At 65.4% G+C, this 23923-nt stretch carries 26 protein-coding genes and 1 riboswitch; of the genes, 16 read left to right on the forward strand and 10 right to left on the reverse strand.

All coding sequences use genetic code 11. The features are described from left to right. The first annotated feature begins 28 nt into the window (after positions 1 to 28). The gene (locus tag HMPREF2914_RS20650) at positions 29 to 976 is read left to right on the forward strand and encodes a Nudix family hydrolase (protein ID WP_003110158.1); all 948 of its coding nucleotides are present in this window, start codon (positions 29 to 31) and stop codon (positions 974 to 976) included. Between the two features lie 70 nt (positions 977 to 1046). On the opposite strand, the gene HMPREF2914_RS20655 is transcribed toward HMPREF2914_RS20650, so the two are convergent. Genes HMPREF2914_RS20655 through HMPREF2914_RS20670 form a run of 4 tightly spaced genes read right to left on the reverse strand, consistent with a single transcriptional unit; the run spans position 1047 to position 5825 of the window. Further along, complete coding sequence (locus tag HMPREF2914_RS20655; protein WP_003094089.1) at positions 1047 to 1625, reverse strand: cob(I)yrinic acid a,c-diamide adenosyltransferase; 579 nt, start codon at positions 1623 to 1625, stop codon at positions 1047 to 1049. A gap of 4 nt (positions 1626 to 1629) precedes the next feature. Then, complete coding sequence (locus HMPREF2914_RS20660) at positions 1630 to 3726, reverse strand: sensor histidine kinase (RefSeq protein ID WP_003106517.1); 2097 nt, start codon at positions 3724 to 3726, stop codon at positions 1630 to 1632. Between the two features lie 50 nt (positions 3727 to 3776). Then, positions 3777 to 4688, reverse strand: coding sequence for a putative 2-dehydropantoate 2-reductase (locus tag HMPREF2914_RS20665; protein ID WP_023092847.1), 912 nt, complete (start codon positions 4686 to 4688; stop codon positions 3777 to 3779). A 36-nt stretch (positions 4689 to 4724) separates the two neighbouring features. Then, positions 4725 to 5825: a GGDEF domain-containing response regulator gene (locus tag HMPREF2914_RS20670; RefSeq protein WP_003106524.1), complete on the reverse strand. Its 1101-nt coding sequence runs from the start codon at positions 5823 to 5825 to the stop codon at positions 4725 to 4727. Between the two features lie 103 nt (positions 5826 to 5928). On the opposite strand from HMPREF2914_RS20670, the gene HMPREF2914_RS20675 reads away from it, so the two are divergent. Then, positions 5929 to 6408, forward strand: coding sequence for a YajQ family cyclic di-GMP-binding protein (locus HMPREF2914_RS20675; protein WP_003094081.1), 480 nt, complete (start codon positions 5929 to 5931; stop codon positions 6406 to 6408). A gap of 232 nt (positions 6409 to 6640) precedes the next feature. Then, positions 6641 to 7477, forward strand: a complete 837-nt coding sequence (locus tag HMPREF2914_RS20680) for a mechanosensitive ion channel family protein (RefSeq protein ID WP_003094078.1) — start codon at positions 6641 to 6643, stop codon at positions 7475 to 7477. Between the two features lie 56 nt (positions 7478 to 7533). On the opposite strand, the gene ampG is transcribed toward HMPREF2914_RS20680, so the two are convergent. Both ampG and HMPREF2914_RS20690 read right to left on the reverse strand, forming a co-directional pair. Further along, complete coding sequence (ampG, locus tag HMPREF2914_RS20685) at positions 7534 to 9318, reverse strand: MFS transporter AmpG (RefSeq protein WP_003094076.1); 1785 nt, start codon at positions 9316 to 9318, stop codon at positions 7534 to 7536. Positions 9319 to 9360: 42 nt separating this feature from the next. After that, a complete protein-coding gene (locus HMPREF2914_RS20690; RefSeq protein ID WP_003112757.1) occupies positions 9361 to 9744 on the reverse strand; it encodes an MGMT family protein in 384 nt (127 codons plus the stop codon). On the opposite strand from HMPREF2914_RS20690, the gene HMPREF2914_RS20695 reads away from it, so the two are divergent. Continuing rightward, on the forward strand, positions 9743 to 10744 hold the full coding sequence (locus tag HMPREF2914_RS20695; RefSeq protein WP_003120893.1) for a DUF481 domain-containing protein: 1002 nt from the start codon (positions 9743 to 9745) through the stop codon (positions 10742 to 10744). The genes HMPREF2914_RS20690 and HMPREF2914_RS20695 overlap by 2 nt on opposite strands. A gap of 114 nt (positions 10745 to 10858) precedes the next feature. Next, entirely contained in the window at positions 10859 to 11866 is a 1008-nt protein-coding gene (locus HMPREF2914_RS20700; protein ID WP_078452325.1) for a DUF481 domain-containing protein, read from the forward strand. A 58-nt stretch (positions 11867 to 11924) separates the two neighbouring features. Here the strand turns inward: HMPREF2914_RS20700 and HMPREF2914_RS20705 are convergent, their stop codons facing one another. After that, complete coding sequence (locus HMPREF2914_RS20705) at positions 11925 to 12683, reverse strand: SDR family oxidoreductase (RefSeq protein WP_003094072.1); 759 nt, start codon at positions 12681 to 12683, stop codon at positions 11925 to 11927. Between the two features lie 108 nt (positions 12684 to 12791). Between HMPREF2914_RS20705 and HMPREF2914_RS20710 the strand changes: the two genes are divergently transcribed. From HMPREF2914_RS20710 to groL, 4 genes are all read left to right on the forward strand, one after another. Next, entirely contained in the window at positions 12792 to 13526 is a 735-nt protein-coding gene (locus HMPREF2914_RS20710) for a HugZ family pyridoxamine 5'-phosphate oxidase (protein ID WP_009315950.1), read from the forward strand. Positions 13527 to 13594: 68 nt separating this feature from the next. Next, on the forward strand, positions 13595 to 14062 hold the full coding sequence (locus HMPREF2914_RS20715; RefSeq protein ID WP_003094066.1) for an FxsA family protein: 468 nt from the start codon (positions 13595 to 13597) through the stop codon (positions 14060 to 14062). A 195-nt stretch (positions 14063 to 14257) separates the two neighbouring features. Continuing rightward, positions 14258 to 14551, forward strand: a complete 294-nt coding sequence (locus tag HMPREF2914_RS20720) for a co-chaperone GroES (RefSeq protein WP_003094064.1) — start codon at positions 14258 to 14260, stop codon at positions 14549 to 14551. A gap of 50 nt (positions 14552 to 14601) precedes the next feature. Further along, positions 14602 to 16245 (forward strand): chaperonin GroEL, encoded by a 1644-nt coding sequence (gene groL / locus HMPREF2914_RS20725; protein WP_003094059.1) that lies wholly within the window; start codon positions 14602 to 14604, stop codon positions 16243 to 16245. A gap of 55 nt (positions 16246 to 16300) precedes the next feature. Here groL and HMPREF2914_RS20730 read toward each other — a convergent pair whose 3' ends face one another. Continuing rightward, positions 16301 to 16987, reverse strand: coding sequence for a ParB-like protein (locus HMPREF2914_RS20730; protein ID WP_023092845.1), 687 nt, complete (start codon positions 16985 to 16987; stop codon positions 16301 to 16303). 102 nt (positions 16988 to 17089) lie between these two features. Continuing rightward, positions 17090 to 17152: riboswitch (Fluoride riboswitch) on the forward strand. Positions 17153 to 17216: 64 nt separating this feature from the next. On the opposite strand from HMPREF2914_RS20730, the gene crcB reads away from it, so the two are divergent. Both crcB and HMPREF2914_RS20740 read left to right on the forward strand, forming a co-directional pair. Continuing rightward, the gene (gene crcB, locus HMPREF2914_RS20735; protein ID WP_003094051.1) at positions 17217 to 17600 is read left to right on the forward strand and encodes a fluoride efflux transporter CrcB; all 384 of its coding nucleotides are present in this window, start codon (positions 17217 to 17219) and stop codon (positions 17598 to 17600) included. Between the two features lie 19 nt (positions 17601 to 17619). Continuing rightward, the gene (locus tag HMPREF2914_RS20740; RefSeq protein ID WP_003094048.1) at positions 17620 to 17949 is read left to right on the forward strand and encodes a DUF190 domain-containing protein; all 330 of its coding nucleotides are present in this window, start codon (positions 17620 to 17622) and stop codon (positions 17947 to 17949) included. On the opposite strand, the gene HMPREF2914_RS20745 is transcribed toward HMPREF2914_RS20740, so the two are convergent. Beyond that, positions 17892 to 18686: a phosphatase PAP2 family protein gene (locus HMPREF2914_RS20745; RefSeq protein WP_003094044.1), complete on the reverse strand. Its 795-nt coding sequence runs from the start codon at positions 18684 to 18686 to the stop codon at positions 17892 to 17894. The two genes, HMPREF2914_RS20740 and HMPREF2914_RS20745, sit on opposite strands and share 58 nt — an antisense overlap. 216 nt (positions 18687 to 18902) lie before the next feature. Between HMPREF2914_RS20745 and HMPREF2914_RS20750 the strand changes: the two genes are divergently transcribed. The 5 genes from HMPREF2914_RS20750 to HMPREF2914_RS20770 all read left to right on the forward strand — a co-directional run bounded on the left by HMPREF2914_RS20750 (position 18903) and on the right by HMPREF2914_RS20770 (position 22565). Further along, positions 18903 to 19586, forward strand: coding sequence for a response regulator transcription factor (locus tag HMPREF2914_RS20750; RefSeq protein WP_003094039.1), 684 nt, complete (start codon positions 18903 to 18905; stop codon positions 19584 to 19586). Then, the gene (locus tag HMPREF2914_RS20755; protein WP_003094037.1) at positions 19576 to 20856 is read left to right on the forward strand and encodes a sensor histidine kinase; all 1281 of its coding nucleotides are present in this window, start codon (positions 19576 to 19578) and stop codon (positions 20854 to 20856) included. The genes HMPREF2914_RS20750 and HMPREF2914_RS20755 overlap by 11 nt, the downstream gene beginning before the upstream one ends. Before the next feature lie 79 nt (positions 20857 to 20935). Continuing rightward, positions 20936 to 21619 (forward strand): class I SAM-dependent methyltransferase, encoded by a 684-nt coding sequence (locus tag HMPREF2914_RS20760; protein WP_003094031.1) that lies wholly within the window; start codon positions 20936 to 20938, stop codon positions 21617 to 21619. A 2-nt stretch (positions 21620 to 21621) separates the two neighbouring features. Beyond that, positions 21622 to 22326 carry a lipopolysaccharide kinase InaA family protein gene (locus tag HMPREF2914_RS20765; RefSeq protein ID WP_003094029.1) on the forward strand — a complete coding sequence of 235 codons (705 nt, stop codon included), beginning with the start codon at positions 21622 to 21624 and terminating at the stop codon, positions 22324 to 22326. Then, positions 22323 to 22565: a hypothetical protein gene (locus HMPREF2914_RS20770; RefSeq protein ID WP_003102660.1), complete on the forward strand. Its 243-nt coding sequence runs from the start codon at positions 22323 to 22325 to the stop codon at positions 22563 to 22565. The genes HMPREF2914_RS20765 and HMPREF2914_RS20770 overlap by 4 nt, the downstream gene beginning before the upstream one ends. A 124-nt stretch (positions 22566 to 22689) precedes the next feature. Here the strand turns inward: HMPREF2914_RS20770 and pncB are convergent, their stop codons facing one another. Beyond that, on the reverse strand, positions 22690 to 23886 hold the full coding sequence (gene pncB / locus HMPREF2914_RS20775; protein ID WP_003094025.1) for a nicotinate phosphoribosyltransferase: 1197 nt from the start codon (positions 23884 to 23886) through the stop codon (positions 22690 to 22692). Positions 23887 to 23923 lie beyond the last annotated feature (37 nt).

Raw genomic sequence — 23923 nt, forward strand, 5'->3', positions numbered from 1 at the left:
CGTGACGGCAGTAGCGAGGAGATGATCCGTGAAACGAGTACATGTCGCCGCGGCCGTGATTCGTGGCTCCGATGGCCGGGTGCTGATCGCCCGGCGGCCGGAAGACAAGCATCAGGGCGGCCTGTGGGAGTTTCCCGGGGGCAAGGTGGAGGACGGCGAGCCGGTGCGCGCGGCGTTGGCCCGTGAGCTGGAAGAGGAACTGGGCATCCGTGTCGAGCGGGCCCGGCCGCTGATCCAGGTCCGTCACGACTATGCCGACAAGCACGTCCTGCTCGATGTCTGGGAGGTCGACGGGTTTTCCGGCGAAGCCCACGGCGTCGAGGGCCAACCGCTGGCCTGGGTGGAGCCGCGCGAGCTGGCGGACTACGAGTTCCCCGCTGCCAACGCGCCGATCGTCCAGGCCGCGCGCCTGCCGGCGCACTATCTGATCACTCCGGACGGCCTGGAGCCGGGCGAGCTGATCAGCGGCGTACGCAAGGCGGTGGAGGCGGGCATCCGCCTGATCCAGTTGCGCGCGCCGAACATGTTCAGTCCCGAATACCGCGATCTCGCCATCGATATCCAGGGACTCTGCGCCGGCAAGGCGCAACTGATGCTGAAAGGCCCGCTGGAGTGGCTGGGCGACTTCCCGGCTGCCGGTTGGCACCTGACCTCCGCTCAACTGCGCAAATACGCCAGCGCCGGTCGGCCGTTCCCCGAAGGGCGCCTGCTGGCCGCCTCCTGCCACGACGCGGAGGAACTGGCCCTGGCCGCCTCGATGGGAGTGGAGTTCGTCACCCTTTCGCCGGTACAGCCGACCGAGAGCCATCCCGGCGAGCCGGCGCTGGGGTGGGACAAGGCCGCCGAACTGATCGCCGGCTTCAACCAGCCGGTCTACCTGCTGGGTGGCGTCGGTCCGCAGCAAGCCGAGCAGGCTTGGGAGCATGGAGCCCAGGGCGTGGCGGGTATCCGTGCGTTCTGGCCGGGCGGCCTTTGACGGTGGAATGAAGAAAAAAGGAGGCTTCGGCCTCTTTTTTTTCGTCTCGATGCCGAGCCCTCGCTCGCCGTCAGTCCGGTTTTGCCGCCGCTTCCCAGAGAATCTCCGCCACGCCCTGGCGCCGGGCGATGGCGCGGGCGGCGACGAACAGCAGGTCGGAGAGCCGGTTCAGGTAGCGCAGGCCGACGCCCTCCAGCGTTTCCTCCTGGTCCAGCGCCTGGCAGCGCCGTTCGGCACTGCGCGCCAGGCTGCGGCAGACATGGGCCTGGGCGACCAGGCGGGAACCGCCGGGGAGGATGAAATTCTTCAGCGGGCCCAGCTCGTCGTTCCAGCGGTCGATGCAGCTTTCCAGGCGTGCCACTTCCGTCTCGTCCAGGGCCCGATACTCCGGCATCGCCAGCTCCCCGCCGAGGTCGAACAGGCGGTGTTGCACTGGCGCCAGCGCCTGGACGATCTCCTCCAGGCCGGGATGTGCGCCACGCGCTTCCAGCAGCTCGGCAAGGAGCAGCCCCAACTGGCTGTTCAATTCGTCCACCGCGCCGATCGCCTCGATGCGTGGATGGCTCTTGGGCACCCGGCGTCCGCCGGCCAGGCCGGTCTCGCCACGGTCGCCGGTACGGGTGTAGATCTTCGACAATCGATTGCCCATGGTTTCAACCTTCCTCTTCGTCGCCCCGCCGCAGGCTGCTACCGGGTTGCGGCAGAGCGGGCGGCAGGGCCTTGGCTTGTGCCGGGGCGACCGCTTCGGAGCTTTCCAGCGGCAGGCGGATGCTGAAGCATGTGCCGCGGCCCAGTTCCGAGCGTACTTCCATCTGGCCCTTGTGATTGTTGGTGATGATGAAATACGAGACGGACAGGCCGAGACCGGTGCCCTGGCCGACTTCCTTGGTGGTGAAGAACGGCTCGAAGATACGCTTGCGCACCAGTTCGGGCATGCCGCTGCCGTTGTCTTCCACCTGGACTTCCGCCCAGGGCGGCGTCAGGCGCGTGCGCAGGACGATCCGACCCTGTTCGCCTTCCTCTTCGTCGTCGCGCTGGTGGATGGCCTGGGCGGCGTTCTTCAGCAGGTTGAGCAGGACCTGCTCGACCTCGTTGGCGATCACCGGCACCGGGCCGAGGTTGGGGTCGAACTCGTGGACGATCTGCAACGACTTGAAGTCGAAGCCTTCGGCCAGGTCGAAGTCGTTACCGGCGATTTCCACCGCCTGTTCGAGCAGTGCGGGCAGTTCGCAAGCGGTCATCTGCCGGTGGCTGCGGCGGCTGAAGGCGAGCATGTGGGTGACGATCTTCGCTGCCCGCGAGCCGGCGTGCTGGATGCCTTCCAGCAGGCGCGGGATGTCGCGGCCGTCGAGGTAGTGATTGATATCTTCCAGCGGTACTCCGACCTCGGCCGCCAGCTCGACGTTCTTCGCCAGCTCCGGGGACAGGCGCCGCTTGATGTTCTGCACGTTGTGCAGGATCGCGCCGAGCGGGTTGTTGATCTCGTGGGCCATGCCGGCGGCGAGGCTGCCGACCGAGAGCATCTTCTCCGATTGCACCATCACTTCTTCCAGGCTCAGCCGCTGGGTGATGTCATCGATGCGGATCACCGCGCCGCGGCCGGTGCCGCCCATCAGCGGGTAGAAGGTCAGGGCGTAGTGGCGTGGCGTGTCGATCAGCGCCCAGGTGACCCGTTCGACACGCTCCACGCTGTGCTTCTCGGCAGCCCGGGTGAGCTGCGGAAGGAACGGCTTTAGCGAGGGAAAGGCGAGGAACACCGGCTGGTTGACCGCATCGTCCAGGCTGGTGCCGGAAAGCTGGCTGGCCTCCTGGTTCCACTGCGTGACGTAGAGTTGCTCGTCCACCGCGATCAGCGCCGAAGGCATGGAGTCGATGATGCTGTTGAGGTAGTGCTGGAAACCGGTGAGCTTCTTCTCGATCTTGCTGCGCACCTGCACTTCCAGTTCCAGCTTGCGGTTCGAGCGGCGGGTTTCCTCGGCCAGGCTCTGGGCCTGCTCGACCGCTTCCTGGGCATCGTCGCGGGCGCGCTTGAGCTGCTGCTCGCGGGCCTCGATGCGGGTCAGCATGGTGTTGAACGCGTCGGCCAGGCGGCCGATTTCGTCGCCGTTGCCGCGCTGGGCGCGGAGGGCGTAGTTCTCCTCGCGGGTGACCTGTCGCGACAGTTCCTCGAGATCGCGGATCGGCCGGGTGATCAGGCGGCGTATCTGCTGCGCCACCAGCAGCCAGAGCAGCACGCTGACGCCGAGGATCGCCAGGCTGGCGGTGAGGGTTCCGGTGTAGAACGCGCTCGGCAGTTCGCCGCTGGCCACCAGCAGCAGGTAGCCGGGGCGGGCGTTTTCCTGGGGCAGTTCGATCAGCGCGTTGAGGCGGTACTCGCCGCGCCTCCAGTGCTCCAGGCGGTCCAGGCGGGCCGGCAGCTTGAGGGTGTCGCCGCGTTGCAGGTCGGCTAGCATCAGCCCATTGCTGTCGTACAGGGCCGCGGCGCGCAACGGCTGGTAATCGTTGAGCTGGCGCAGCAGGACCTCGGCGGTCTGCGGCGAACTGAGCGCCGGCTGGCTGAGCGCCGGGTTGGCGATCAGCCGGCCGATGGTCTGCATCGCCTGGGGGGCGACGCTTTCCTGGGAAATCCAGTAGGCGGCGCTGATGAACGCCAGGTTGGCCACCAGCAGCACGGTGGCCAGCAGGATCAGCAGGGCGGCGAGCAGTTTCTGCCCTACGGGCAGGTTGTCGAGGCGCTGGCGCAGGTTCATGGGCTCTGGCGGTCCGCGGCGAAAAGGAATGGCGGGCAGGGTAACGCGCTTTAGCGGTCGGGCAAACCGCGCTGGCGCAGATGGGCCTGGAGGCGGGCGAGCAAGGTTCCCAGGCGCGGCAACGGTAGTCCCAGGCGCTGCCCGTGCTGGCAGGCGTAGCCGAGCAGATAGCCGATTTCCGTGCGCCGGCCCCGGGTGACGTCCTGATGCATCGAGGAATAGTTGGCCGCGGTGGCGTCGATCACCGCCCGGACATCCTCCAGCAGGCTCCTGGCGGCGGCGTCGTAGCCGCTGGCGTGGAGCAACTGGCCGAGTTCGTCGCAAAGCGCGGCGATCTCTTCCGGGTGCTGCCGCAGGCCGCCGTTGCGGCAATCGTGAAGGACGGTCAGTGGGTTGATCGCGCAGTTCAGGGCCAGCTTGCGCCACAGGCGTTCGAGGATGTCGTCGCTCCAGCTGTGCGGGATCCCGGCCTGGGACAGCTGCGTCAGCCAGGCGGGGGCGCTTGTGTCGCGCGGATCGCCGAGCCAGGTGTGCCCGCGGCCGGCGAAGACCACGCGGAAATCGCCATCGCGGAACGCGCCTTCGGTGCTGGAGGCGAACAGGCAGCGGCTGCGCGGCAGGCGGGCGGCGACCGCCTGCTGGCTGCCCAGGCCGTTCTGCAGCAACAGCAGTTCGGCGTTTCCGGCCAGGCGATGGGCCACGCTGGAGGCGGCTTCCTCCGCGTCGTAGGCCTTGCAGGCCAGCAGCAGGCGCTGGATGGGTTGCCCGCCGTCCGGGGTTTCCGCGGCGATCGGGTAGAGGCTGGCCTGGCCGTCTTCCACCAGGCTCAGTCCGCCGGCCTGTTGGTAGCGGCGCAGGCGCTGGCGGTCGCGCAGGATCAGGCGGACGGGCAGGCCGGCGCGCCCGAGGCGCGCGGCCCATAGGCTGCCGAGGCTACCGGCGCCGAGGATATGCCAGGTCATGGTGGCTACTGCGAATGGCTGACGATAGAGCGAAGTCTAGCGCAGTGCCGGTAGCCGGCAGGTTGCGATCCTGCCGCTGGCATAGGCATCGGGCAACAGGGCCTCGGTGCGCTGCAGCAGTTCGTCGATGCCCAGCGGCAATGCCCCGCTGTCGAGGCCTAGCATGGCGATGCCGGCTTTCAGGCTGATGAAGCCTTCGCTGGTCTTGAAGGCCTTCAGGTTGAGCCCGTCGTGCAGCCGCTTGAAGCTGCTCGACGAGCATTCGTGCAGGTCCTCCACCAGGGTGATCAGGGCGAAATGCTGCTCGTCCAGGCGCACCAGCACGTCCAGCGGCCGGACCAGCTGTTGCAGGCGCCTGGCCACGCCGAGCAGCAGCTCGCGATGGAAGGCCTCGCCGTGCCGCTGGCGCAGGACCGGTGCCTCGGGCATGCCGACCAGCAGGTAGCACAGCGCTCCACCGCGGGTTTCCACCTGGCGCAGGCTGTCGGCCAGCTTCTGGCGCAGGTAGCGGGGATTGCCGAGGCCGGTGAGGGTATCCACCAGGTTGCGTTCTTCCATCCGCGCGATGTTTTCGGTGAGCAGGCGGTTTTCCACCAGCAACCGTTGCAGGGTGTTGCACAGGCGGTCGGCTGCGTAGATGCGCGGCACCAGTTGCTCGTTCATTGCGGCCTTGCTGACGAAGTCGTCGACGCCGCGGTCGAAGGCCTCGCCGAGGACGTTCTCGCCTTCCTTGCCGGTGAGCAGGACGATGTAGGTGTAGTGGTTGATGCTTTCGTCCAGTTGGCGGACCCGGGCGGTCAGTTCCAGGCCGTCCATCTCCGGCATCAGCCAGTCGGCCAGGAGCACGCTGACCGGGCGTTGTTCGAGCTGCTGCAGGGCCTCGCTGGCGCTGCTGGCGAAGCGGATGTCCTGGTAGCCGGCCTGGCTGAGGGCGCGGCCGATCATGGCGCTGGAAAACTTGGCGTCGTCGACGACCAGGATGCTGAGATCGGGGTTGGGCATGAACGGACTCGAGAAGAGGATGGGCGCCGGTACGCTGCCGGCAAGGGCCCGGTTCGTCGCGGGAGGCCGGGTCCCGGCCGCGGTCGCGCGCGCCATCGGGAAGAAATCGTCGGTCTCCGCCACACCGGCGGGCATTCGCTCGCGAGGGCTCGGTTATAATGGGCGGGCATTTTTTACCGTCAAGCCAGGCGCGGTTCCGTCTGTGAACCCTGTCGCGCCGTCCATCTGGAGAGATGACATGCCTTCGTTCGACGTGGTGTCCGAACTGGACAAACACGAGTTGACCAACGCCGTGGACAACGCCATCAAGGAACTGGATCGCCGTTTCGACCTGAAAGGCAAATGCAGTTTCGAAGCCAAGGACAAGTCGGTGACCCTCACCGCCGAAGCCGATTTCATGCTCGAGCAGATGCTCGACATCCTGCGTTCCAACCTGGTCAAGCGCAAGGTCGACAGCCAGTGCATGGAGATCAAGGATGCCTACCCGTCGGGCAAGGTGGTCAAGCAGGAAGTGAACTTCCGCGAGGGCATCGACAAGGACCTGGCGAAGAAGATCGTCGGCCTGATCAAGGAGCGCAAGCTCAAGGTCCAGGCCGCCATCCAGGGCGAGCAGGTACGCGTCACCGGCAAGAAGCGCGACGATCTGCAGGAGGCCATCGCCCTGCTGCGCGGCGAATCCCTCGGCATGCCGCTGCAGTTCACCAACTTCCGCGATTGACGAGGTTTTTCGGAACCTCTCGCCATCCCGGGCATCGCAATAGGGAGTAGCGCCGCCGCGACCTCTCCCGCGTTGTCCGCCCCTGTCGGCGCAGCGTCGGTTCGTCCGCGCTGCGCCGATTCGTATCCAGGCCCGGGAACGTCGGCCCACGGCGTCCGGGCAGGAATCTGCAAGCCCGTCCCGTTTCCGTTGCGGAAGGGAGGGGTGTTTTTTCGAGAAATGGAGGTAATGCATGGAATTGAACTACGACCGACTGGTGCAGCAGACCGAGTCCTGGCTGCCGATCGTGCTGGAGTACAGCGGCAAGGTCGCCCTGGCGCTGCTGACCCTGGCGATCGGCTGGTGGCTGATCAACACCCTGACCGGCCGGGTCGGCGGCCTGCTCGCCAGGCGCAGCGTCGACCGCACCCTGCAGGGCTTCGTCGGCAGCCTGGTGAGCATCGTCCTGAAGATCCTGCTGGTGGTCAGCGTGGCTTCCATGATCGGCATCCAGACCACCAGCTTCGTCGCCGCCATCGGCGCCGCCGGCCTGGCCATCGGCCTGGCCCTGCAGGGCAGCCTGGCTAACTTCGCTGGCGGCGTGCTGATCCTGCTGTTCCGCCCGTTCAAGGTCGGCGACTGGATCGAGGCGCAGGGCGTGGCCGGTACCGTGGATTCGATCCTGATCTTCCACACCGTGCTGCGTAGCGGCGACAACAAGCGGATCATCGTGCCCAACGGGGCGCTGTCCAACGGAACGGTGACCAACTACTCCGCCGAGCCGCTGCGCAAGGTGATCTTCGACGTCGGCATCGACTACGACGCCGACCTGAAGAATGCGCAGAACATTCTCCTGGCCATGGCCGACGACCCGCGGGTTCTGAAGGACCCGGCACCGGTGGCGGTGGTTTCCAATCTCGGCGAAAGCGCGATTACCCTGTCCCTGAGGGTCTGGGTGAAGAACGCCGACTACTGGGACGTGATGTTCATGTTCAACGAAAAGGCCCGCGACGCGCTGGGCAAGGAAGGTATCGGCATTCCCTTCCCGCAGCGGGTGGTCAAGGTTGTGCAGGGCGCGATGGCCGACTGAGGGCCCGCACGATCCACGAAAAAGGCCGGCGAATGCCGGCCTTTTTCATTCTTGCCTCAGTGCTGCTCGGCGTTCTGGTGACCCGGCGCCGGCGTCTCGCTGGACGGCGCGCGGCGCAGCCACAACCAGCCGATCAGCAGCAGGGTGGGAATGCCCATCACCGCGGTGACGTAGAAGAAGTGCTCGTAGCCGAGGCTCTCGACCATGGTTCCGGAGTAGCCGCCGATGAAGCGCGGCAGCAGGAGCATGGTCGAGCTGAGCATGGCGTACTGGGTGGCGGAGAACTTCAGGTTGGTCAGGCTCGACAGGTAGGCGACGAAGGCCGAGGCGGCGAGGCCGCCGCTGAAGTTGTCGAGGGTGATGGTCATCACCAGCATCAGCACGTGCGGCTCGAGCGCCATCACCAGGCTGATCACGTCATGGCTGGGCAGGGCCTCGGCGTGCAGCGGGCCGAGCTGGGCGAGCATGGCGAACAGCAGGTTGGTGGCAGCCGAAGCGGCACCGCCGATGAACAGGATGGAGAGGATGCTGAAGCGGGCGATCAGCACCCCGCCGGCGGCGGCGCCGATCAGGGTCATGAGTACGCCGAAGACCTTGCTGACACTGGCGATGACTTCCTTGGAGAAGCCCATGTCGATGTAGAAGACCCCGGCCATCACCCCCATCACCGTGTCCGACAGGCGATAGGTGGAGATCAGGCCGAGCAGCAGCAGGGCCTGCCAGCGATAACGCTGGACGAACTCGGTGATCGGCGTCAGCACCGGGGCCATCAGCAGGCGTCCGGGTGCCGACAGGCAGGACGCGGCGATCAGCAGGAACAGCGTGCCGCGCGGCCAGGCGCCGGAGTAGTAGGCGCGGCACATGGCGGTGACGGTGACGAGGAGGATGATCAGCACCATCACCGAGACCGCCTGGTGGACGAAATCGAACAGCGGCACTTCCTTGCCGCGCGCCGCCACCAGCAGCGGCCTACGCACGGTGGCGAGCAGTTCGCGGACCGGGCGGATCTGCTGGCGTCCCCACGGCGACAGGCAGATCCCCATGAGCAGCGCGTAGAGGCCGGCGCGCGGCCAGGCGCGGTCGAGGAGGGCGGTGATCATCGCCGGCAGCGAAATCAGCAGGATCAGCAGCAGGAGCACCGAGAGCAGTTGGTGGTTGAAGTCGAAACGCGACGGGTTGACGTGGATCGGCACGTCCACCGCCGGCTCGCGGATCAGCAGGCTGGTGACCAGCCCAGGCAGGATCAGCAGGGCGAACAACGCATAGGTCAGGCCCCAGGCCGACTGGCTGTAGTTGAGGCTGGTGGAGCCGAACCATTCGGCGAGAATCAGCGCGCCGGCGCTGGCCAGCAGGATCGCCGCGCGGTAGCCGGTCATGTAGCAGGCAGCGAGGGCGGCCTGGCGGCTATCCTCGGCGATTTCCAGGCGGTAGGCGTCGATCGCGATGTCCTGGGTGGCGGAGGCGAACGCCACCAGCAGGGCCAGGCCGATCAGCCAGGGCAGGTGGCTCTGCGGATTGCACAGGGCCATGCCGAGCAGTCCCAGGGCGATCAGCACCTGCGAGAACACCAGCCAGGAACGGCGCCGGCCGAGACGGCCGACGAAGGGCAGGCGCCACTGGTCGAGCATCGGCGACCAGACCCACTTGAAGGCGTACACCAGCCCCAGCCAACTGGCGAAACCGATGGTATCCCGCGCCACGCCGGCTTCGCGCAGCCACACCGACAGGGTGTTGAACACCAGCATGGTCGGCAGGCCGGCGGCGAAGCCGAGCAGCAGGAGGGCCAGGCTGGCGGGAGACTTGTAGGCGACCAGGGCCTCTCGCCAGGATTGCTGAGTCATGGGGTAACCGTTCCGCAAAAAATAACGCGCACTCTAACCGCTCTACTTCGCTGTAAGCCAGCCATGCCGACGTATGTCCACCCTGTCGTTGTGCAGGAGAACGCCTTCCTCGCGCAAGCGTGCGCGCTGTTCGCGACCGCCGGGACTGTCCGCCGGCAGACTGATGCGACCGCCGGCGCCGAGAACCCGATGCCAGGGCAGGCGGGTATCCACCGGCAACTGGCTGAGCGTCCTGCCGACCCAGCGGGCGGCGCGGCCTAGGCCGGCCAGTTCGGCCAGTTGCCCGTAGCTGACCACCTGCCCCGGCGGCACCTGCGCCAGCACCAGGTACAGGGCCTCGCGGCGCGCCTGGGCACTTGCCGGGTCGCTGCCGGCCCAGGCATGCTCATCGGTTTTCCCTTTCCTGTCCGCCTTGTGAACGCCCATGTCGCTCAGAGCCCTCTGTTCAATCGTCGTGATGCTCCTGGCCGGCCCCGCGCTGGCCGACACCGTATGGCTGGACAACGGCGACCGCCTGTCCGGTGAGATCGTGCTGATGGACGGCGGCAAGCTGGCGCTGAAGACCCGTTATGCCGGCCAGGTGCTGATCGATTGGAAGGATATCGACACCATCAGTTCCGACAAACCCCTGCTGATCAAGCAGCAGGGCGTATCCGGGCAGCGTAGCCGAACCCTGGAGGCGGCGGGCAAGGGCATGGTGCGGATCGTCGATGGCGGCAGCCATACCGTCCCGCTGGCCAGTATTCGCCAGATGGTGCCGCCGCGACCGCTGGTGGAGGACCTGGTCTGGGAGGGCAATCTCGACGTCAAGCTGGATAGCAAGCGCAACGACAGCGACAAGGACGAATGGAAGCTCAAGGGGGATACCCGGCTTCGCCATGGTGCCTGGCGCCACGTGCTGGCGGGGGAAGTGGAGCGGGAAAAGAAGGACGGGCGCAAGGTCGAGGACAACTGGGAGCTGGACTACGACCTCGATCGCTTCTTCGACGAACACTGGTTCTGGCGCGGCAGCTATTCGCAGAAGCACGATGCGATCGACAACCTGGAGCGCCAGAGCGCGCTGGGAACCGGCCCCGGCTACCAGTTCTGGGACGACGAACTCGGGCGTTTCGACCTGGTCGCCGAGATCAGTCGCTGGCAACTGGAGTGGCGCGATCAGCCGCGCGAGGATTTCACCTCCTATTCGCTGGAGTGGGACTACAAGCGGCTGCTCGCCGGCACCCGGCTGGAGCTGTACAGCAAGGGAACCGTGCTGGTTCCCGGCATCGAGCGGATCGACTACCTGCTCGACAGCGAATACGGCCTGCGCTATCGCCTGAACAGTTGGGCGCGTCTTTCGTTCCTCTATGAACTGGACCAGTTGCGCACCGAGGGGGGCACCCAGTCCGACCGGCATTACCTGATCGGGGTCGGCGTCGGCTGGTGATGCGGCTCACCTTTCGGTCGATCCGGCTGAACTTTACCGCCCGTGCCCCGGTCCTTGCTCTGCCGCCCGGCATTTGGATAATGCCGGCCTCTTCGAACCCAACTCAGTTGATTTGTGCTCATGTTGTCGAGAATCCTGCTGTGCCTCGCTGCCCTTGCAAGTTCCACCTCTGCCCTTGCCGATACGGTCTGGATGAAGAACGGTGACCGCCTTACCGGCAAGATCACCCTGTTCGACGGCGGCAAGCTGCTGCTGAAGACCGACTATGGCGGCGACATCACGCTCAAGTGGGACAAGATCTCCACCTTCGAGAGCGAGCAGAACCTGCTGGTCAAGCAGGATGCCGAGACCGGCGAGCATTCCAAGGGCATCAGGGCCGCCGGGCCGGGCCAGGTGACCCTGGTCAATGGCGAGCCGAAGACCGTGGAGCTGGCCAGCATCCAGCAGATGATGCCGCCCAAGCCGATCCTCCAGGACTGGGTATGGAACGGCAACGTCGATTTCTCGCTGGACCGCAAGCAGGCCGAGAACGATGTGTCCGACTACGACATCGATTTCAAGACCCACGCCCGCCACGGACTCTGGCGCCACAACGTGCAGGGCGAGTACAACCGCGAGAAGAAGAACGGCCTGGTCAGTACCGACAATTATTCCGGCCAGTACGCGCTGGACCGCTTCATCGACGACCACTGGTTCTGGCAGGGCCAGGTCGCCTACAAGCGCGACATGATCGAGGACCTGGCGAAGAAGCGTACCGTCGGTACCGGCCCTGGCTACCAGTTCTGGGACAACGAGCTGGGCGCGTTCTCCATCGCCACCCTGGTCAACCGCAACGACTACGAGTTCGCCGACGGCGAGAAGGAACACTTCTATTCGTCGAGCTTCAAGTGGGACTACAACCGCTACCTGCTGGCCAAGCAGTTCGAGCTGTTCACCAACGGCGAGGTCAGCAAGCCGCTGCAATCCGGCCTGGACTACGAGCTGCAGACCGAGGCGGGGATCCGCTACAAGCTGACCAGTTGGGCTTCGCTGAGCATGAAGGCGGAATGGGACAAGTTCAGCGGCAACGACGGCAACGTCAACCAGCGCCGCTATACCTTCGGCCTCGGGGTCGGCTGGTAAGCCGGCCTGCACGAAAAAGCCCCGCGATAGCGGGGCTTTTTCCTTGCCGGGCCGGGATCTACAGGCGCAGGCCGCCGTCCAGTTCGAGAACGCGGCCGGTGTAGTAGTCGTTCTCGAAGATGTAGGCCACCGAATGGGCGATCTCCACCGGCTTGCCCATGCGCTTCAGAGGGATGCCGGCGGTCATCTTCTCCAGCGCCTCGGGTTTCATCCCGGCGGTCATCTCGGTCTCGATGAAGCCCGGCGCCACGCCGGCCACGCGGATGCCGTAGCGCGCCAGTTCCTTCGCCCAGACCACGGTATCCGCGGCGACCCCGGCCTTGGCTGCCGAGTAGTTGGCCTGGCCCATGTTGCCGGCGCGGGAGATCGAGGAAATGTTGACGATCGCGCCTTCGTTCTTCAGCTCGATCATCTTCGCCGCCACTTCGCGGGTGCAAAGGAACACACCGGTGAGGTTGACGTCGATCACCGATTGCCATTGGGCCAGGCTCATCTTGCTCAACTGGCCGTCCTTGACCTTGATGGTCAGGCCGTCGCGGAGGATGCCGGCGTTGTTGACCAGGCCGTTGATCGCGCCGAAGTCGCTGGCGACCTGGGCCACCATGTGGGTAACCTGTTCCTCGTCCGCCACGTTGCACACGTAGGCGCGAGCGTCGCCGCCGGCGGCCTTGCAGGCAGCGACGGCTTCGTCGAGACGTTCGCGGTTGAGATCGACCAGGGCCAGCCTGGCGCCCTTGCCGGCGAGATATTCGCCCATTGCCCGACCGAGCCCCTGGCAGCCGCCGGTGATGATGATGACCTTGTCTTTCAATTGCATTGCTTGGAACCCCACGAGCAGTTTCTGGAAGCGGACCTTGCCGGCACCTGCGAACGTACTTTGATATGCCCGTCCGTTTACGACGGATTCTATGCAAGGAGTCATAAATTGAGCGTTGAAGCTGCAAAGAATGCCCGAGAATTGCTGCTCAAGGAATACCGTGCGGTCCTTTCCACCCACTCGAAGAAATGGCCGGGCTTTCCCTTCGGCTCGGTGGTTCCCTATTGCCTGGATGCCGAAGGCCGGCCGCTGATCCTGATCAGCCGGATCGCCCAGCACACCCACAACCTGCAGGCGGACCCGCGCTGCTCGATGCTGGTAGGCGAGCGCGGCGCCGAGGATATCCAGGCTGTCGGCCGCCTCACCCTGCTGGCCGAGGCGCGGCAATTGGCGGAGGAGGAGGTCGCCGCGGCGGCCGAGCGTTACTACCGCTATTTCCCCGAGTCCGCCGACTACCATCGGGTCCACGATTTCGATTTCTGGGTGCTGCAGCCGGTCCAGTGGCGTTTCATCGGCGGTTTCGGCGCGATCCACTGGCTGGCCGCCGAGCGCGTGCCGCTGGCCAATCCGTTCGCCGGAGAAGCCGAGCGCGGCATGGTCGAGCACATGAACAAGGACCACGCCGCCGCCATCGCCCACTATGTGGAACTGGCCGGACTGCCGGCGCATGCCGCGGCGCAGCTGGCGGGAATTGATACAGAAGGTTTCCACCTGCGCATCGGCCAGGGCCTGCACTGGCTGCCGTTCCCCGCCGCCTGCGGCAACCCCGGGGCCGTGCGCCAGGCGCTGGTGCAACTGGCCAGGGCCGAGCGCTGGCCGACCGTCGAGCCGGAGCAGGGTTGAATTCTTCCCCGGCTGGCGCCAACTACTGGTGGTACCGGGGGCAAACGGGCCCCGCCAAGGACTCTGAAATGCGCGCTTTCCTCTTTCTGCTGTTGCTCTTCCCGCTGGTCGAGCTGGCCGTCCTGATCAAGGTCGGCAGTGTCATCGGGGTCGGCTGGACCCTGTTCCTGATCGTCGCCAGCGCCTTCATCGGTGCCGCATTGTTGCGCGTGGCCGGTGTGGCCACCGCCTGGCGCGCCCGCGAACGACTGGCCCGTGGCGAACTGCCGGAGCAGGAAATGCTCGAAGGCCTGTTGATCGCCGTCGGCGGCGGCCTGCTGATGCTGCCGGGTTTCATCAGCGACATCTTCGGCATCCTCTGCCTGATTCCTTTCACCCGTCGCCTGATGCTCGGCGGCCTGCGCCGCCGCGTCGAACAGCAGGCGCTGCGCCGGCGCGCCTTCGCCGACGACCTGAACGCCCGCTACGGACAGGGGCCGTCGCGGCCGAACGTCATCGAGGGTGAGTACGAGCGCCGCGACGATTCGCGCAACTGAAAAAAATTTTCACTGCATGCCCTTGAAATGGCTTGTGGCGACCTTATGTAACGGTCACCGCAAGGTCCCTGCCACAAGGGCAGGCTGTCTTACGCGGCTCGCGCGTCGAGTCGCAACCCGGCAACGCCGGCTTCAACAAAACCCGCCGGACTTCGATCCGGCCGTTGGAAACCACTGTTTGGGAGAGTTACGACTATGAAGCTTCGTCCTCTGCATGATCGCGTCGTTATCCGTCGCAGCGAGGAAGAGACCAAGACCGCAGGCGGCATCGTGCTGCCGGGTTCCGCCGCCGAGAAGCCGAACCGCGGTGAAGTGGTAGCCGTAGGTACCGGTCGTGTACTGGACAACGGCGAAGTGCGCGCTCTGGCAGTGAAGGTGGGCGACAAGGTGGTCTTCGGGCCTTACTCCGGCAGCAACGCCATCAAGGTCGATGGCGAGGAACTGCTGGTGATGGGCGAGTCCGAAATCCTCGCCGTCCTGGAAGACTGATCGGTCTCACCACTCCGTTTTCACCGAATTCGATTTAGAGGAAAGAGAACATGGCTGCCAAAGAAGTTAAGTTCGGCGATTCCGCTCGCAAGAAAATGCTGGTCGGCGTGAACGTGCTGGCCGATGCCGTCAAGGCCACCCTCGGCCCGAAAGGCCGCAACGTGGTTCTGGACAAGTCCTTCGGCGCTCCGACCATCACCAAGGATGGCGTTTCCGTCGCCAAGGAAATCGAGCTGAAAGACAAGTTCGAGAACATGGGCGCGCAACTGGTGAAAGACGTTGCCTCCAAGGCCAACGATGCTGCCGGTGACGGCACCACCACCGCGACCGTCCTGGCCCAGGCCATCGTCAACGAAGGCCTGAAGGCCGTTGCCGCCGGCATGAACCCGATGGACCTGAAGCGTGGCATCGACAAGGCCACCGTGGCCATCGTCGCCCAGCTGAAAGAGCTGGCCAAGCCCTGCGCCGACACCAAGGCCATCGCCCAGGTAGGCACCATCTCCGCCAACTCCGACGAGTCCATCGGCCAGATCATTGCCGAAGCCATGGAAAAAGTCGGTAAAGAAGGCGTGATCACCGTCGAGGAAGGCTCGGGCCTGGAAAACGAACTGTCCGTCGTCGAAGGCATGCAGTTCGATCGCGGCTACCTGTCCCCCTACTTCGTGAACAAGCCGGACACCATGGCTGCCGAGCTGGATAGCCCGCTGCTGCTGCTGGTCGACAAGAAGATCTCCAACATCCGCGAAATGCTGCCGGTGCTGGAAGCCGTCGCCAAGGCCGGCCGTCCGCTGCTGATCGTCGCCGAGGACGTCGAGGGCGAAGCCCTGGCCACCCTGGTGGTGAACAACATGCGTGGCATCGTCAAGGTCGCGGCCGTCAAGGCTCCGGGCTTCGGCGACCGCCGCAAGGCCATGCTGCAGGACATCGCCATCCTCACCGGCGGTACCGTGATCAGCGAAGAAGTCGGCCTGAGCCTGGAAGGCGCTACCCTGGAGCACCTGGGCAACGCCAAGCGCGTCGTGATCAACAAGGAAAACACCACCATCATCGATGGCGCCGGTGTGCAGGCTGATATCGAAGCCCGCGTCCTGCAGATCCGCAAGCAGATCGAGGAAACCACTTCCGACTACGACCGCGAGAAGCTGCAAGAGCGCCTGGCCAAGCTGGCCGGCGGTGTTGCCGTGATCAAGGTAGGCGCTGCCACCGAAGTCGAGATGAAAGAGAAGAAAGCCCGCGTCGAAGACGCCCTGCACGCTACCCGTGCAGCGGTGGAAGAGGGCGTGGTTCCCGGCGGCGGCGTAGCCCTGGTTCGTGCCCTGCAAGCCATCGAAGGCCTGAAGGGTGACAACGAGGAGCAGAACGTCGGTATCGCCCTGCTGCGTCGCGCCGTCGAATCGCCGCTGCGCCAGATCGTGGCCAACGCCGGCGACGAGCCGAGCGTAGTGGTCGACAAGGTCAAGCAGGGTTCCGGCAACTACGGCTTCAACGCTGCTACCGGCGTGTACGGCGACATGATCGAGATGGGCATCCTGGACCCGGCCAAGGTCACTCGTTCCGCTCTGCAGGCTGCGGCCTCCATCGGCGGTCTGATGATCACCACCGAAGCCATGGTTGCCGAGATCGTGGAAGACAAGCCGGCCATGGGCGGCATGCCTGACATGGGCGGCATGGGCGGCATGGGCGGCATGATGTAAGCCGACCGGCCCCTGTGGTTGGAAAAGCCCCGCTTCGGCGGGGCTTTTTTATTCCTCAGTGCGGGCAGTCCTGGCGGTAGCCCGGCAGCTCCCTTGCCGCCGGTTCGCAGGCCAGGCGCAGTGCCTGCTTCAGGTCGTCGGGCAGAGTGGCGCGGCTGATCGGCCGCCAGTGCATGCGTTCGCCGAAATAGCGCGCCCAGTGGAATTCGATGAAATAGCTCTGCCGATCCTTGTCGAAGGCGTTCTCGTCCTCGGCGTAGCCGGCCAGGGCGCGGTAGGGATCGTCGCCAAGCCCGGCGAGAGCGTCCGGCAGGGCCTCGGGCGGGATCTCCGCGCCACGCGCATCGTGCAGCCAGACCCAGTGGTTTTCCTGCATCTTCTCCCAGAAGTCGCTGGCCTGGGGTAGCCGGCCGATCACCTTCACCGGCACGCCCTGTTTCGGGTCCAGGCGCCAGAGCGCGCTACTCAGGTGATGGCGATCGGTGAGGTAGAAGCGGCCGCCGGGGCCGATCACCACCGGAATCTCCTTCTTGCGCAAGTAGCGCTCGAGAGCCTTGGGCTTCTTCCCGGCGAGCTTGGCCTGGTCATCCTCGACCTGCAGCAGGCCGACATTCTGCTGGGTCGGGTGGAGAGCCGCGAGCGGCAGCTCGCACCAGCTACCGACAGAGGTTTGCGGCGAGCAATCCTCGGCCTGGGCGGTGGCGGACAGGAACAGGCAGCAAAGCAGCAGGGCTGGGCGCATGGGGGACTCCGGCGAAGGAAGGGGAAAGGTTCCCTAGACTGGCACGCTTCGGGCGATCCGGCGTACTCCGGCCTTTGATAGGTGCCTCGCTTTGTGCCAATCTTGCCGACAGGAGATGGCATTCCTCCTTCAACCGCCCCTGGGGCTGATGATGCCTACGCATGAACCTGGAAAGGCGCGTAGGCGCTCGCCTGCCGCCTGTCCGAATCGCTCCTACAAGGACAGGACTATGTGGAAATCCATTCTCGCCATCGCCCTCGGCGCCGCCCTGGGGGCGTTGCTGCGCTGGTTCCTCGGGCTCAAGCTGAACAGCCTGCTGCCCAGCATTCCCCCCGGCACGCTGCTGGCCAACCTGGTCGGCGGCTATGTCATCGGCGCGGCGATTGCCTATTTCGCCCAGGCGCCGGGCATCGCTCCGGAATGGCGGCTACTGATCATCACCGGGTTCTGCGGCGGCCTGACCACTTTCTCCACCTTTTCCGCCGAGGTCGTCAGCCTGCTTCAGGAGGGCCGCCTGGGCTGGGCCGCCGGGGCCATCGCGACGCACGTCAGCGGCTCGTTGCTGATGACTCTGCTGGGGTTGTTCTCGATGAACTGGATGCTGGGCAAATAGCGCAGCGGGAGGACCGACCATGCAAGGCTATCAACTGACCTTCATCACCCAGCAGGGGCGCTGCCACCAGGGCCAGCCGATCTGCGACTGGCTGCTGCAAGAGGCGCGCCGCCTGGGCGTGCGCGGTGCCACCGCGTTGGCTGCCAGCGAAGGCTTCGGCCAGAGCGGCCGGCTGCATTCGATGCATTTCTTCGAGCTGGCCGACCAGCCGCAGGAAATCCTCATGGCGGTCGATCCCGAGCAGGCAGAACGGCTGTTCGAGTCGATCCGCCAGGCCGGCGTGCGGCTGTTCTACATGAAGGTGCCCATCGAGTTCGGCGTGCTGGGAGCGGACGAACCGTCTCCCTGAACGCGGTTTTCGTCGGCGCCGCCGTTGCGCTGTCCTCGCTTCTCCGGTCGGTAGAGCATCAGGCGGTACAGGCCGAGGCAGATCAGCCAGTCGAACAGCATCGTCCACAGGTTGTGCGAGAGGAAGTGCGCACCTTGCAGCATGCGCGACAGCGACAGCAGGCAGCCCATGGCGAAGGCGAAGGCCAGGGCGTAGCGCGCCAGCCTGGGCTTGCGGTCGCGCAGGGCGAAGAACAGCGCGAACAGGACGAATCCGGACGATGCGTGCCCGCCCGGCCAGCAGCGTCCGGGGTGCTCGGTCGGCGGCCGCGGGCTGAGCAGCGAACTGTAGGTTTCCTCGCCGCCGAACTGCGCCAGGCTCCAGGGGCACTGCACGGCGGTGAGCGCCTTGAGCGGAGTGACTATGCTGGCTGCAAGGCTCATGGCGAGGAACACATAGGCCAGCGGCCTGCTCAGTGCGCGCCATGGCCGGTGGAACAGTCCGGCGATGGAGACCAGCAGGCCGAGGACGCTGATGGCGATCACCAGTTGCTTGACCCGGTCGTGCAGGATGTTCTCCAGGAACCAGCTGTGCCGGCCGATGAAGCCGGCGCCCGGGTCGTACATCAGGTTGGCCAGGGCGAGGTCGAGGGTCACCGGCTCGAAGGCCAGCAGCAGTGCCGCCAGGCCCAGCGGCAGGGCGAGGAACAGCCAGGGGTTGAATGGACGGGAAGGGGAATGGACGGCGGCCTGGGTCATGCGATCTCCAACGCTGGCGTTGACGTTCTCTTGACTTCGACGCTGGTTAAATCCACCGCCGGGGTTCGTGCGCATCCGCAAAGCCGCTATGATCGGCGGCCATGGAAGACGCCATGCAGTCTCTGGTGGCGAGCGTAGAGCCGGTGTGAATCGCCGGTGAAGAATCCGTAAATGCGCGAGAGGCGCTCGATCGGTCTTCCTGCGAAGGAGTGGGACATGCGAATACTGGTGGTCGAAGACAACCGCGACATCCTGGCCAACCTGGCCGATTACCTGTCGCTCAAGGGCTATACCGTGGATTGCGCGCAGGACGGGCTGTCCGGCCTGCACCTGGCGGCCACCGAGCACTACGACCTGATCGTGCTCGACGTGATGCTGCCGGGAATCGACGGCTATGCCCTGTGCCGGCGCCTGCGCGAAGACGCACGGCGCGATACGCCGGTGATCATGCTCACCGCCCGCGACCAGTTGGACGACCGCCTGCAGGGGTTTCGTTCCGGCGCCGACGATTACCTGGTCAAGCCCTTCGCCCTTTCCGAACTTTCCGCACGCATCGAGGCGGTGCTGCGTCGCGCCCAGGGTGGCGGCCGCCGCGAGCTGAGCGTGGCCGATCTGAGCTATGACCTGGACACCCTGGAGGTCAAGCGCGCGGGCAAGTCGCTCAAGCTCAACCCGATCGGCCTCAAGCTGCTCGCCGTGCTGATGCAGAAGAGCCCCCATGTGGTGCGCCGGGATGCCCTGGAAGAAGCGGTCTGGGGCGACGACTGCCCGGACAGCGACAGCCTGCGCAGCCACGTCCATCAACTCCGTCAGGTGATCGACAAGCCATTCTCCGTGGCCTTGCTGCATACGGTGCATGGCGTTGGCTACCGCCTGGCGGAGGAGCCGAATGGAGTATAAGCAGAGCCTCGCCCGCCGGATCGTCATCGCCTTCATGTTGATGACGGTCGCTGTGGGAGGACTGTTCTCCGCCGGCATCGTCGGCGTGGTCCACATCATCGAGGAGCGCCTGATTTCCCGCGACCTGGGCGGCGAACTGGAGCGCATCCTGCGCGACGACCTGGCCCAGGGACGCAACCCGGTGCTCGATCCCGGCATGCGCTTCTTCATCAGCGACGGCCAGGGCTCCTACGCCATGCCGCCGGCGCTGGACCAACTGGATGTCGGTTTCCACGAAGTGTTCGAGGGCGACTTGTCGTTCCATGCGCTGGTGCGCGATATCGATGGTCGCCGTTTCGTCCTGCTGCAGGACCAGAGCGATTTCGAAGCGCGCGAGCAGGTGCTCTACGCCTCGGTGCTGACCGGCTACGTGCTGAGCATCGCCCTGGCCGGCCTGCTTGGCTGGATGCTCGCGCGCAAGGTGATGGAGCCGGTGGTGCGCCTGGCGCGCCAGGTGCGGCATCGCGAACAGTTGCTCGGTCTGGCGCCGCCGTTGGCGCCGGACTACGCCAACGACGAGGTCGGCGAGCTGGCCGCTTCCTTCGACGAGACCCTTGGCCGCCTGCGCGACGCGCTCAAGCGCGAGCAATTGTTCACCAGCGACGTCAGTCATGAGTTGCGTACGCCGTTGATGGTCATCGCCACCTCGTGCGAACTGCTGGCCGAAGAACCCAGCCTCGGCCCGCGCGCCCGTGGCCAACTGGAGCGGATGACCAAGGCCACCGAGGAGATGCGCGACCTGGTGCAAACCTTCCTGTTGCTGGCGCGTGCGCAGAAGGGCGAGGAAAGCCTGGCGCCCCACGGTAGCCTGGAGAGCATCGCCGACGACCTGGTCCAGGTCTGGCGCGAACAGGTCGAGGCGCGAGGACTGACCCTGCACTACCGCAACGAAGGTGCCTGCGCCGGCCAGTTCAACGCGCCACTGCTGCGCGCGGTGATGGGCAACCTGTTACGCAACGCGACCCACTACACCGATGCCGGGAGCATCACGCTGACCCTCGACGAGCATGGTTTCAGCGTCGAGGACACCGGGGCGGGCGTCCCGGAAGAACAACGCGAACGCATCTTCATGCCCTTCGTTCGCGGCAGTTCCAGCTCCGGGCGCGGCGAAGGCCTTGGCCTCGGGCTCTCGCTGGTGAAGCGGATCTGCGCGGCCGAGGGCTGGAGCGTAACCCTCAGCGCGGTGGAGCCGCACGGCTGCCGGTTCGAAGTTTTACTCGATGTTGCTTGACGAAAAATTCACCACCCCTTGACCCGAGCTTGACGGCTGGATTCATACCGTTCGTCTCATGAATCCTGGAGTTCCCGTCATGAACAATCCGCCTGTCGACCTCGACTTTTCTCACAAGTATGATCGCGAGCATGCTGAGGCCTACCTGAAGAAGCATCAGGACGGCCTCGCCCGGAAACTTTCCCACCGGCGCGACGTCCAACTCGCCCGGCACGCGCTGAAGCTCGCGGGGCAGCCCAACCTGGTGCTCGACCTGCCCTGCGGCGCCGGACGCTTCTGGCCGCTGCTGGCGGAAAAGGACAACCGGGTGATCATCGGCGCCGACAATTCCGCGGACATGCTGGCGGTCGCCTGCGCCGGTCAGCCGGACGGTGTGGTGAAACGGGTACGGCCCTTGCAGACTTCCGCTTTCGCCATCGACCTGCCGGACAGCTCGGTGGACAATATCTTCTGCATGCGGCTGCTCCACCACATCGGCGAGGCGGATGATCGACGCGTCCTGCTCCGCGAGTTTCACCGGGTCACGCGGGACAGCGTGATTCTTTCCCTCTGGGTCGATGGCAATTTCAAGGCCTGGAAGCGTAGGCGCATGGAGGCACGGCGGGTAGCGAACGGGGAACAGACCGGCTACCAGAACCGCTTCGTGTTACCAGCCGAAACGGTCGAGCGCGAGTTCCGCGACGCCGGCTTCGTCGTCCAGAAGCATCTCGATTTCATCCCGCTGTATCACATGTGGCGGGTCTATATCTTGCGAAAGGAATAACGATGGCTCCCGATCTGGCATCCCTGCAACGTATCTCCGGCGACTCCGCCATCGACCAGTGGTTGCAGGTACCCGGCAGCTGGGTCGAGGAGCCCAACGAGCGGCGCGGCGGGGCCAGCGGCGTGCAGCGGGTGTACACCGGCGATGGACGGCTGCTCTATCGCAAGCAGCAGACCGGCCACGTCTACCGCGACTGGCAGCGCCCTTTCGGCTATCCCACCGCCATGCGCGAGCGCGATGCGCTACGGGCCTTCGAGTCGCTTGGTATTCGCGTGCCGCGCCTGGTCTATTCCGGCTGCCGCAAGGTCGACGGACAATGGCAGGCGCTGCTGGTGACCGAAGCCCTGGAGGGTTTCTCCAGCCTCGACGAGTGCTATGCGCGCGGTGACCAGGACCGCTGGGGCGAAGCGAAGCACCAAAGAATTCTGCAACAAATCGGCGCTACCATTGCCCGGATGAATCTCGCCCACTGGCAGCACGGTTGTCTCTATCCGAAGCACATCTTCGTCCGCGTCGAGGGCGAGGCCATCGAAGTAGCGCTGATCGACCTGGAGAAGAGCCGCCGCCGCCTTACGGTGAACAAGGCGTCCCAGCACGACCTGAAGCAGTTGAAGCGCCGTTCGTCGTGGACTGGCGCGCAGTGGCAAGCCTTCATCTATGGTTACCAGACGGCGTTTGGCAGCGCCATCAAAGGGTTGCAGACATGAAATTAGAAATCACTCGAGGTTTGTTGCTGGTCGGCGCTCTCGCCGTGGCTACAGCCGCGGCTGCCGCCTGGCACGAACCCGCGCCGAACGTGGTGCAGATGAGCGGCGGTCATGAGTACTGCCCGACGCCTTCGGCGCTCAAGGCCGAGCGGCCGACGCGCCAGGAGGTCCAGCCGAACAAGGACATCCTGCTGCTGATGTTCGGTCTTTCCCAGGGGGGAGCCAGCCTGTCGCGCTGAGTCTCCTTGTCGAAAAAGCCCCGCCTTGGCGGGGCTTTTTCATGGGCGATGAGATCGTCGGAGGCATGGGCCGAATAAGGACCAGGCCTCATGCGCCACCTTGCCGCGGCGCGCCAGGCTTGCCCTAGGCGACCTGGAACACGTGCTTGAGGTAGTGGATGAAGTCCGGGTCCCGGCATTGCGCCTTGCCGGGCGTATCGGAGATCTTCGCCACCGGATGGCCGTTGCAGGCGCTCATCTTCACCACGATGTTCATCGGCTCGACGCCCGGCAGGTCGCAGGTGAAATGCGTGCCTATGCCGAAGCTGACGTTGATCCGGCCCTGCAACGCGCGATAGATCTTCAGGGCCCGCGGCAGGTCGAGGCCGTCGGAGAACACCAGGGTCTTGGTCAGCGGGTCGATGCCCAGCTTGAGGTAGTGGGCGATGGTCTTTTCCGCCCACAGCAACGGGTCGCCCGAGTCGTGGCGGAGGCCGTCGAAGAGCTTGGCGAAATAGAGGTCGAAGTCGCGCAGGAAGGCATCGGTGGTGATGCAGTCGGTCAGCGCGATGCCGAGCAGCCCACGGTATTCGCGGACCCAGCAGTCCAACGCGGCACTCTGGCTGTCGATCAGGCGCGGACCGAGCTGCTGGTGGGCCATCAGCCATTCGTGGGCCATGGTGCCGAGGGGCTTGAGGTCGAGCTTGCGTGCCAGGTGGACGTTGCTGGTGCCGACGAAGCAGCCCGGAAAGTCATCCTTCAGACCGCTCACCACCGCCTCGTGGACCCGATAGGAGAAGCGGCGGCGGGTACCGAAGTCGGCCATCTTGAAGCCGGCCAGTTCCTCGGCGCTGGCCTCCCGGCGCAGCCAATCGAACTTTTCCTGCAGGCGTTCGCGCGCCTGCTCGACGGTGGCGGCCGGGTAGCGGGCGCGGTTGCGCACCTCGCTGATCATCGCCAGCAGCGGCACTTCGAAGAGGATCACGTGCAGCCAGGGGCCTTTCAGGCGCAGGAAGAATTCGTCGTTCTCGATGCCGGTCTGCACGTAGCGCGGGTTGAAGCGGAACAACCCGAGGAAGCGGATGAAGTCCGGCGCGAGGAAGGGAATCCGTTCGAGGAAGGCCAGTTGCTCGTCGCTGATCGCCAGGCCCGCCAGGTATTCCAGTTGTTCGCGGATGGCCGGCAGGTACAGGCGCAGGTCTTCCTGGTTGCGGCAGCGGAACTCCCACTCCACCTCGGCGTTGGGATAGTTGTGCAGCACCGCCTGCATCATGGTCAGCTTGTAGAAGTCGGTATCCAGCAGGTTCTGCACGATACGTTCGGAAAAAGCGCTCTCGGCCATGCTCGTCTCACCACTGCGTTTCAGCGGGCAGTCTACT

This window comes from Pseudomonas sp. HMSC067G02, assembly GCF_001813485.1.
GTDB lineage: Bacteria > Pseudomonadota > Gammaproteobacteria > Pseudomonadales > Pseudomonadaceae > Pseudomonas > Pseudomonas aeruginosa.